Annotated in this window: 5 protein-coding genes; all 5 read left to right on the forward strand. The window is 36.3% G+C overall.

Annotated features, from left to right (window positions below; translation table 11 throughout):
• The first annotated feature begins 305 nt into the window (after positions 1 to 305).
• The 5 genes from L6773_RS19645 to L6773_RS19665 all read left to right on the forward strand — a co-directional run bounded on the left by L6773_RS19645 (position 306) and on the right by L6773_RS19665 (position 10,557).
• Positions 306 to 1,496 (forward strand): HupE/UreJ family protein, encoded by a 1,191-nt coding sequence (locus L6773_RS19645; RefSeq protein ID WP_237856297.1) that lies wholly within the window; start codon positions 306 to 308, stop codon positions 1,494 to 1,496.
• 15 nt (positions 1,497 to 1,511) lie between these two features.
• Complete coding sequence (locus tag L6773_RS19650; protein WP_237856298.1) at positions 1,512 to 6,029, forward strand: non-ribosomal peptide synthetase; 4,518 nt, start codon at positions 1,512 to 1,514, stop codon at positions 6,027 to 6,029.
• Positions 6,030 to 6,037: 8 nt separating this feature from the next.
• Positions 6,038 to 8,464: a condensation domain-containing protein gene (locus L6773_RS19655; RefSeq protein WP_237856299.1), complete on the forward strand. Its 2,427-nt coding sequence runs from the start codon at positions 6,038 to 6,040 to the stop codon at positions 8,462 to 8,464.
• Complete coding sequence (locus L6773_RS19660) at positions 8,451 to 9,122, forward strand: 4'-phosphopantetheinyl transferase family protein (RefSeq protein WP_237856301.1); 672 nt, start codon at positions 8,451 to 8,453, stop codon at positions 9,120 to 9,122. The genes L6773_RS19655 and L6773_RS19660 overlap by 14 nt, the downstream gene beginning before the upstream one ends.
• Before the next feature lie 316 nt (positions 9,123 to 9,438).
• Positions 9,439 to 10,557, forward strand: coding sequence for a hypothetical protein (locus L6773_RS19665; protein ID WP_237856304.1), 1,119 nt, complete (start codon positions 9,439 to 9,441; stop codon positions 10,555 to 10,557).
• Positions 10,558 to 10,920: the final 363 nt, after the last annotated feature.

Consider the following 10,920-nt stretch of genomic DNA (forward strand, 5'->3'; position numbering starts at 1 on the left):
AACAATTTTTGAGGTAAATAAAGATTTAAAATACTGTTATAATGTTTAAATATTCTTGCTTGAATTGACAGATCGACGTGATTTTGCAAACAAGCAAATTATCGAATCTTCAAAATATTCTTAAAAATATTACTGTTTGTTTAAATGAATTGAAAGTTTTGATCGTAACACATACTATATCAGCAGTAAAATATACATATAAAAGCTTTTTTTGATGGTAGTATCCTAAATGATGGAAACTATTACTAACTAATTTCCAAAAGCCAAGTTTTAAACTATTGAATAAACTATCATAAACTCAGAACATGAAAAAAATACTAATCATTTTAAGTCTTTTCTTAGTTCCAAATCTTGCTGAAGCACATAACCCAGGTCAAAGCTATCTATATTTTTCAACTTATGAAGATCGTATTGATGGTGATGTGCAAGCCAAAGCCCAGGAGTGGAATGCAGTATTGGGGACAAATCTTCCTAAAAACTTTACAAAAGAGGACCTTGAAGCTATCCTTCCACAAATCCATGAGTATATCCGTGATAATCTTACTGTCCGATCTGAACTCGGTGAGCACCCCATCACATTCGTGAACTATGATGTATTGAACGAGGAGGGATCACTTGGAACCTTTTCCCGAATCCTATTCAGGTTAGATAATGTGACAACAATTCCGGAAAATTTAGAAGTCACATATGATCTCTTTTTCGAGTCTGACGATGATCATCGCGCGCTGCTTTTACAAGCATATAACTGGAAAGCGGGTATCATCGACAACGAGAGTGTTCATTCAGCTATTTTTTCACCGGGTAGCACAACTCAAGAACTCGATTTATCCAAAGCCACAACTTGGAACGGTTTCATCTCTATGGTTAAAATGGGTATTTGGCATATCTGGATTGGTATTGATCATATTTTTTTCTTACTAGCTTTAGCTTTACCAGCGGTTGTTACCCGTTTACCAAATCGTAAATCAATAACAGAAATACTCAGTCAATGGACTGGAGTTGAAAAATTTAAACCTGCATTTTGGTATCTTGTAAAAGTAGTTACTTTTTTTACTATTGCTCACTCGATTACGTTGAGTCTTGCCGCTCTTGGAGTTATTAACCTTAATGCAAGAATTGTAGAATCGATAATAGCACTTTCTATTGCGTTAGCAGCCCTCCATAATATAGTCCCCATTTTTAAACAAAGAGAGTGGTTAATTGCTTTCGGATTTGGACTATTTCATGGTTTTGGTTTTGCCGGTGTTTTAGCAGATAAAGGGTTGAGTGGGGAGTATATGGCGCTAACGTTATTTGGCTTTAATTTTGGTGTTGAGGTTGGTCAATTGTTGATTATACTATTGTTCTTCCCTGTCTTATTTTTTATGAGGAAAACAAAAGTCTACTCTTATTCTGTAGTTATAGCATCAGCAGCTTTGATTTTATTATCACTCATCTGGACTTACGAAAGATTTTTTGATGTAAATATTCCTCTACGGGCGATCACCGGTTTATAATTAAATCCTGAATATATGGATACCTCGAAACTCCTATCAGTATGGCTTGAACAGAAAGCGTCTGAATCTGATGCGCTGCAAAAAAAACCGGCTGGTAGTCCAAACCGATTATCAAATGGACAAAAGAGGTTATTTTTTTTACAACAATTAAATCCGTCAAGTCCATTTTACAATTTTTCAGAATTGTACACACTTCGTGGGAATTGGGATATTGAGAAATTTAAAAATTGTATATATGAGGTCTGTCAAAACCATGAAATTTTCTCTTATAACTTTAAACTGAACAATGACCATGAACCTGAAGTAGTCATTAATAAGGATAGAAAACTGACTCAAATTGAGCATATTGATCTATCTGAAGTATCAAATCAAAAGAGCTTAAAAGAGTATTTCATCTCAAAAGGTAGATACTCTTTCGATCTTTCGCAGGATTGCTTATTTCGAGTAACTATTGTTTCTAAATCTAAAACTGAACATAAGATATTGTTGACCTTACATCACATCATCACGGATGAGTGGTCAATGAGGATTTTTAGAAAGCAATTATTAGAGAAATATAAAAACCAGAACGGTTCAGAAGGCGGGAGTGACAATCCGGGGGATGATTATAATTACTTAGACTATAGTTATCACCAGGGTAAGATAGATATTCCCGAAAAGGAACTTAATTATTGGAAAGAAAAGCTTTCTAATGCATCTGATGAAACGGTACTTCCTGTGGATAAAAAACCTGCAGAGATTACTCATAGTGGTCAGATAAACACTCTTGTTCTTCCTCTTGAACTCACAAAAAAAATTAAAGAGTCATCGAGAGAGCAAGAAACTACCTTATTTACCTTTTTCCTGGCAGTCTATAATACTTTACTACATCGATATAGTGGAGCAGATAGAATAAATATTGGTACACCTATCAGCAATCGCAATCGCAAAGAATGGGAATCGCTGTTTGGCTTTTTTATTGAGACTGTTCTATTGCAAACTCGTATTCCATCCGGTGTATCTTTTAAAGAATATCTGAAAGAAGTAAAAAACGATGTTTTAGAGGCTTTTGATTACAAGAAGGTCCCTTATGAAACAATCGTTAGTCAGTTATCCACACAGAGAGAAGTGCACAAAAATCCTCTGTTTCGCACCATGTTTCTCTTCCATCACAAAGAAGAAGAAAAGCAACCATTGCCTGGTTTAGAGTTTGAATATGAGACTTTTGATATTGGTGTGGCAAAGTTTGATTTGTCAATGTTTGTAGAAGATGACAATAAGAATTTGAGTATAACTTTTGAATATGCTACCGATTATTTTGAAGAGGAGACAATTGAGCGAATGCAAGGTCATTTTCAAACATTATTGGAAGATGTTGTCAGTGATTTAGATCAAGAGATCGATGAGCTGGATATACTGACCGAGGAGGAACAATCACAATTTGAAAACTGGAATGAAACTGACGTTGAGTTCGATCCCATTCCCATCGATCGTGTGTTCGAAAACATTGCTATTGAACATTCAAACGCAGTGGCAGTAACCGATTCGAACGGCAGAATGAGTTATCAAGAGCTGAATGATCGATCTACTGCACTCGCCAATAAAATTAACAAGTATTCGCAAAACAGAGGTAGAGTAGGGCTGTTCCTTGGCAGAAATGCTGATATGATCATTGCCATGCTGGGTTCAATGAAAAGCGGCAGCAGCTATGTACCGCTCGATCCATCTTATCCCGATGAACGTATTCAATACATAATTAAGGATGCAAATATTGATCTCGTTGTCACATCCTCTAATTTGATTGAAGATCTGGATTCGGATATTGACATTGAAAAAATTGAGATTGACAAAATAGGGAGTGTGCCCACGTCTGAATCTGACTTTATTAAATCACATACCATAGACGATGAAGCTTATGTCATTTATACTTCCGGAAGCACAGGGAAGCCAAAAGGAGTGAGTATCTCACACAAAAATCTATTCTATTCCACTTTTTCACGTCCCATTTTCTATGACGATGTAAATCCATCCTGTTTTCTGTTGTTCTCTTCCTTTTCTTTTGACAGTTCCGTTGCAGGAATCTACTGGACACTTTTAACCGGTGGGCATTTGCTGATTTCCCGGGAAAGGGCAGAGCAGGATATCAAGCAGGTTGCAAACGTGATACACAATGAAAACGTAAGCCACATGCTGCTTTTACCAAGCTTGTATGAAGTGCTGCTGCTCGAAACGGATGAAAATCTTTTAAAGAGCCTGGAGGTTGTAATGGTTGCTGGTGAGGCATGTTCAACACGTACAGTTGAACAACATTTTAGCAGCCTGCCAACGACGAATCTATATAATGAATATGGCCCTACGGAAGCAACGGTCTGGTGTATTGCCCATAAAGTATCCTTGGATGACTTGGTTACGCGAGTTCCCATTGGTCGACCCATCCCCGGATCTACCGCTTATATTCTAGGCAAAAACAAACACCGGGTCCCTGTTGGAGTGACGGGAGATCTATACATTGGCGGAGAAGGGGTGTCCGGCGGGTACATTGGGAATGCAGCTGAAGATAATGATCAGTGGGTTAATAACCCGTATGGGAATGGAAAACTCTATAAAACCGGTGACCAGGCTTCCTTCAGAAAAGATGGAAATATTGATTTTTGGGGGAGAGCCGACAACCAAGTTAAAATCAGGGGGCACCGTGTAGAGTTGAAAGAGATAGAAGAGGCCCTCTCCTCATTTGATGAGATCACACGGGCAACTGTCATTTTTGACGATAACCGACAGAAATTGGTCGCATTTGTCATTCAACATCAAACACCCGGGGCTTCAGAAAAAGAGTTAAAACAAAGGTTGAAACAGTTACTACCCGTTTACATGATTCCCTCAGCTATACGGTTGATTGAAGAATTTCCCCGACTGCCCAATGGAAAAATTGATCAGAAGAAACTGTTAGAAACAGCTTCTCAAAGAGATCCGGAGGAAGATGAATTACAAAACGAAGAACTATCGGCGATAGAAAAAGATCTGATCGAGATATGGGAAGAGGTGTTAGGCCAATCAAATATTGGAGTCAATGACAATTACTTTGCCCTGGGTGGAGATTCAATCAGCAGCATTCGAGTCGTTTCAAAGGCAAAGGCAAAAGGGATTGACCTTTCTCCAACTCAAATTTTCGAGACACAAACCATTAAAGAGATCTCTGCTTATTTAAAGAATAAAGGGAATACGAAACACCTTCCGGAAGCTACATCAACTTCATCAAAAAGTCCTATTCAGCACTGGTACTTTGATTTTATGACGGATCATCCGAATCATTGGCATCAAATAATGGAGTTTGAAACACAGATAAACAAAACGGAAGAGGAGTGGAAGCAACTGTTTCATTCAATCATTCAGCGACATCAGGCTTTACGATCTTATTTCAATGAAGATGAACAAATATTTACTGAAAAGAGGTCTGTGAATCGTTCCTACCCGTTTATGCACTTTTTCCGACAGGGGGACAAACATGAGCTCACCCAAAACTTGATCCGACAGACGGATATAACAGCAGATCATCTTTTTCATGTGATTGTACTATCCGGAAAGCAGACGACCACGGTACGCTTGATAGCCCATCACCTTGTAATAGATCTTTTTTCTTTCAATCAAATACTACAGGAAATCAGTGCGGAACTTTCTAATAATGCGGTTCTGCAACCCACATATCAGTATAGTCAGTTCGCTAACTATCTTGAACAATTGAATGAAGATGGATTTTTTGATGATGAATTGTCTTTTTGGGAAGATCAATTTTGTAGGCCGGAATTTTGGGAGCCATTTTATGAATCGGATATCAGAGAGCATGAGCTAGTACAAGAAATCATAGAGCTGACCGAAGAGAATACCAACGAACTAGTCCGGTTTAGTCAAGATTCATCTTATAAAATGGAAGAGATTGTCTTGGCTTCTCTTTTACTGGCAATAAATAAAAGATTAGAGATCTCGGAGATCATGATGGGTTTGGAACACAACGGTCGGGAACTGCCCAATCAAATATCATTATCAGACTCTGTGGGTTGGTTCACATCTTCATATCCCAGAAAGTTTACAATTCAAAAAGGAGATAAGAATCCCTCTCAATTGATAGAAACTCTTAGAGAAACACCAAATTATGGAATTGGGTTTGGTGTACTGAAATACCTGGAAAAAGTGGATAGCCTGGAAAAATTCAGTCAATTTCCGATTAGTTACAATTACATCGGCAAATTAGTAACGCAAGATTTTAACCACATCGATTCCCACCGATACATTGCTGAGGGAGCGAGAAATGCGAAGTGCAAAGTGTTTAGTCCGTTTGATTTTTCAGCAGGTATCGCAGACGGTAAATTATACATTAAGTTTCTGCATCCTCAAGAACTCTTTTCTTCAAACAATGCAAAAGACTTGTTGAATCATGTAAAAAATCAATTGTTAACTGTTACTGAGCAATTAACAGAACGCAAAAACGAGTCTGATGACAATGTTGAGGATTTAAGCGATACCGACCTCAATGAATTATCAAAACTGTTTGATTTGTAATTAACAACATGCCGAAAGCCAAAGTACAGAACGTATTTCCATTAACGTATAATCAAAAGATTTTACTTTTCCATCACTTATCAGCGACTGATGACAACGGAATTATTCAAGTAAGATGTACAATTGAGGGGACAATCGACCCATCGGTATTTGGTAAGGCCTGGGATGCAGTCGTTAAAAAACATGATGTATTGCGCACATCCATTCAATGGAAAAACTTAAGTAAGGAGCTGCAGGTTGTACAACAAGATGCAACCCTGGAAATTAATTGGATAGATCTAAAGAACGATCCTCAACCCGATGAATCCGCAAAAAGATATCGATTAAACGATTCAAGAAAACCACTCCCTCTCTATGAAGCCCCGGTATCGAGAGTTATAGTTCTTAAGCAGAACGACCATAAATATCAGCTTTTATGGACTTGTCACCACATTTTATTAGATGGCTGGTCAAGCAGACTGATACTGGAAGATGTTTTTCGATACTATGATCAATTGATGAACGGGCAAGATCTGGATTATGCACTATCAGAACCTACAATAGTAGATTACTATAAAGCCCTTGAGAAAGATTCCACACAGAATGAAGCCAAACAGTTTTGGAAAGATCTGATTGATGGACAACAATTTCCAAACAGAATATCCAACATTAATCTCGATCATCAGGGAGAACAGAACTTTCAATCACATGAGGTTTGTATCCCTGGAAAAGAACTTCAGAAGTTTGTGAAAGAGAACCACATTACACTTACTTCACTTTTACAAACCGCCTGGTTGCTCACGCTTCAATGGTTTCACCAGAATAATCGGGTTGCCATTGGCACCGTGGTTTCAGGCAGAGCTTATGATTTTCCAGGAATCGAAAATATCGCCGGGTTATTGTCTAATGTATTGCCCGTAATCCATCATTTTCAACCGGATCAAAGCTTTGCAGAAGCAGCAAAGCAGGTTCAGAAACATCATGCAAAGGCAAGAAATTTTGAGAACATCAATATTGATCAAATCAAAGAGTGGTACAACTGGGAGGGGAATCCAAATATTTTTGATACACTTTTAGTTGTTGAAAATTTTGTACTGAATGAAATTGAATGCAAGCACTTACATGTCAGGAATTTCGAAAGTGGATTAACGACAACCTATCCAATTACAATAGCAGTCGTCCCGGGAGAAACGATCAAATTGTATTGTGTTTGGAATGAAAATAAAGTAGAGGGTGATGTAGCTAAAAAATTGCTCTTCACTTTTCATAAACTTTTACAAGAGTATAAAGAAAAGAGTATTGATCAATTGTCGACTCTATTAGGTGAACCGCCAACTGTATATAGGAAAGAGGATACCCAGCAAGAAACAGCCCGAAATTTTGAAAGTGCTACAACAACGACCGAATTAGAGCTTGCGAAAATTTGGGAAAGAGTATTGGGCATTCATCCAATAGGAATAAAGGACAATTTTTTTGCACTTGGAGGCAGTTCAATACAGGCATTACAATTATTTCGTGAAATTGAACAAAATATTCACAAAACGTTGTTGCCGTCTGTACTTATAAACCATCCAACGATTCATCAATTAAGTAAATTAATCAGTGATGATGCAGAGGTGGAGTTTAGCAGTATCGTTCCTTTAAAAATAAGTGGTGAAAAACCTCCTTTATTTTGTATTCATGCGGGTGGAGCACATGTTTTTTTGTATAAAGAATTAGCAGAATCATTTGGTAAAGATTATCCGGTCTACGCCATTCAACCCAAAGGGTTAGATGGTGGTGAAATTCACAACAGTATTGAGGAAATGGCGCAAGATTATTTAAAAGAAATATTGGCCATTACCGGAAAACAAAAATTTTATGTACTTGGGTATTGCTTTAGCAAAGTAATTTGCTTGGAAATTGCAAGAATAGCAAAAGAACAAGACTTAAAAGTTGAATTAGTTATCGTCGATTCAGCTGATTTGCCGATGATTCAAATGCATAGGCTGATAGGCAAAAAGAGGGATCGTATCTTCATTATAGGAAAACAAATAATTAGTACAGGAAAAAAAATATTGTATGTAGGCTGGCAGGGAATCAAACGAAGTTTCCAAAAAATAAATGATAGATTGAATGCAAAATTGGGAGGTAAGGCAAACATTTTTTTAAAGGGAGAGGGTATGAAAGCTGAAAGTGATACAGATTATCATTTGGAAAGAATAATTTTAAATTTTACGAAACTTAACAATCAGTACCATTGGGATCCCGTTCATACAAAGGTTCATTTGATTCGTTCAAGTGATTACGAAAATCGGCAAAATAAAAATTTTCATATTGATCTCTGGGAGACATTAAGCAAAAATGAATTATCAACCTATCAAGTTTCCGGTAGACACAAAACCATTTTTGAAGGTAATTCTGCGGTAGAAATGGCTCAAATTATTGAAAAAATTATAAACGATGAAGCTGAGTAATAACAACGTTCACATTTGGGTAGTGGATACAAACTGCAAGGCATTACCAAATTATCTATCTGCAGCAGAAATGAAGAGATGGAATAATTTCTATTTTACGCAGGGCAAGCAAACATTTTACCAGTCTCATAATGCATTAAGGCTTATTTTATCTCAATATCTTTCTGAAAAGCCAAGTGAGTTAGAGTTTCAATTGACTTCATTTGGCAAGCCTTTCATTAAAAACAGTAGAATTCAATTTAATCTAAGTCATTCAGATTCAATGGCTGTGATTGCTGTTACAGAAGACGCAGAAATTGGAGTTGATATAGAAAGCTTGGATCGTAAAGTGGAATATGATGATTTAGCAAAGCGATATTTTTGTGAGAAAGAATATCAGAAATTGCTACAAGTCTCCACTTCACAAAAAAGATATGCCTTTTTTAACTGTTGGACACGCAAAGAAGCTTTTATCAAAGCCTTGGGTGATGGATTGAGTTATCCTTTGAATGATTTTGAAGTGACTTTTCTATCGAATGAACCAGTTCAAATTAATCGCATTAAAAATAATATTGAAGCTCAAAAACAATGGACTCTAGATAATAAAAGCTTAGATAATTATAATATTGCAACAGCTGTAAAACGTCAAAATTCCAGTTTTGAATATTTAATGTTTTAATAGTTAATTAATTTAATCTGAGATAGAGAGATAAAAGAACAACGTGATAAGATTATAATTCAATTGGATTGTTTCTGGAAATAAAGCTGTTAAATCTTCCCAATGCTTAGAAAAGAGGATGCACAATCCTGAAAAAATTTTGTATTTGTCCAACCTCTGTAAAAATAATGAGGTATACTTTAAACTATTTCAAACCCGATTCTCTACTTTAGACTGAAACATAACCGAAGAAGAGTCGAAAAATCATAATCCAGATAACTTTTGGGCTTTTTTTAAAATACATGTGATATAACTGAGAATATCACAGCTTTTTTGAATGGATAACGAAAACACTCTGACCGTACTTCACACACACTCAGTTATAGAATTATTCTATACCTTATATCCATTTCTATTGTCCAATATCCAAGAGAAGAGGGTAAAGTTTATCTATTTCAAACCTGAAAAACTTGACACCATTTCTGGTAAAAATGTGCTATTCCTCAGAATTTTTAAAGGAAGATTCGATGATACAAAGTTTGTTAATTCAACCTTAAAACAATTAAAAAATTCTTTCGAGAACGTATTCTTTCTAGACGACAGCGCAGGAGCAGACAGTACACATTTTGAATTTATAGATTCCATAGATGGTTACTACAAGGCAAAACTGCTTTCTAATAAAAAAACTTATAACAAAACTATCTATGGGCGACATGTGTTTTCCGATTATTATCATCACCATTTTAAGATAACTGATGATGAAATGGAAAGTTACAGGAATCCAGTGGATAGCTTTCAAGAAACAGAAAAATTAAAGACCGCCTTTAACGTAGGCTATGGTTGGTACCCGAATCCATCCAAAAGCAATTTTTTAAAGTATTTTGTGAAACTGCTTGCTAGAACCAACAATTTTCAACTTATACGACCTCTTTTTTTAAACCAGCATAGAAAATTAATAGATACACTTGATGATCCAATTAATTTTCATTCCAAACAGCTAAAAGTCAGTGCACGCTTTCGGTATCAAAGTTATCCTAATAGTATAGGTTATCAACGATTTCTGTTTGAAAAAATCATCAAAAATCATCAAAGTTTTTTAACTGGAATTGTTTCCCCAAAAAAATATTTAGATGAACAGAAACAAACGTTTGCAACATTGAGTCCATTTGGATATGGTGAGGTGTGCATCAGGGATTTCGAATGTATCATCAATGGTTCTTTGCTTATTAAGCCAGACATGTCACATGTTGTAACCCAGCCCAACATATACATTCCCAATGAAACGTATATTCCAGTAAAATGGGATGGCTCTGATCTGTTGGATGTTGTTGACAATGTGCTTTCAAATACTAAATATTATCAATCAGTTGCGGAAAATGCGAGGACCATTTATCGTAAATCACTGATAAATATTGAAAGTGAATTCATGTCTGTATTCGGAGCGTTACTCAACTAATGCTTTTCGTGTTTTTTCGATGCAGGCTTCGTGTATCGCATGATAGCAATTATCATGAAACTTGGTTCAAAGTCAGTTTCCATCTGAACAAGTGCTCCATCTATTCTCTGATCTAATAGTACCTATAGCCAAGTATCCAAATATAGATCGTAATGAGTTCCCATTTCTCATGTGAAATCTACACACCAGTCTATAACGACGGTAAGTCGCGAAATTAGTGAAAAGGTGGTCATACTAATCAATATCGATCGGTATGTATATTTCTTATTAACGTGAGTTCGAGATAAAAAAGTGGAATTTTAGCAGTAGGAAAGCAGGATGTTTCGTATATTTAAGTATCTGTTAAACCTTAACTTAACTACT

Origin of the sequence: Rhodohalobacter sulfatireducens, from assembly GCF_022012475.1 — a bacterium.
Lineage (GTDB): Bacteria > Bacteroidota > Rhodothermia > Balneolales > Balneolaceae > Rhodohalobacter > Rhodohalobacter sulfatireducens.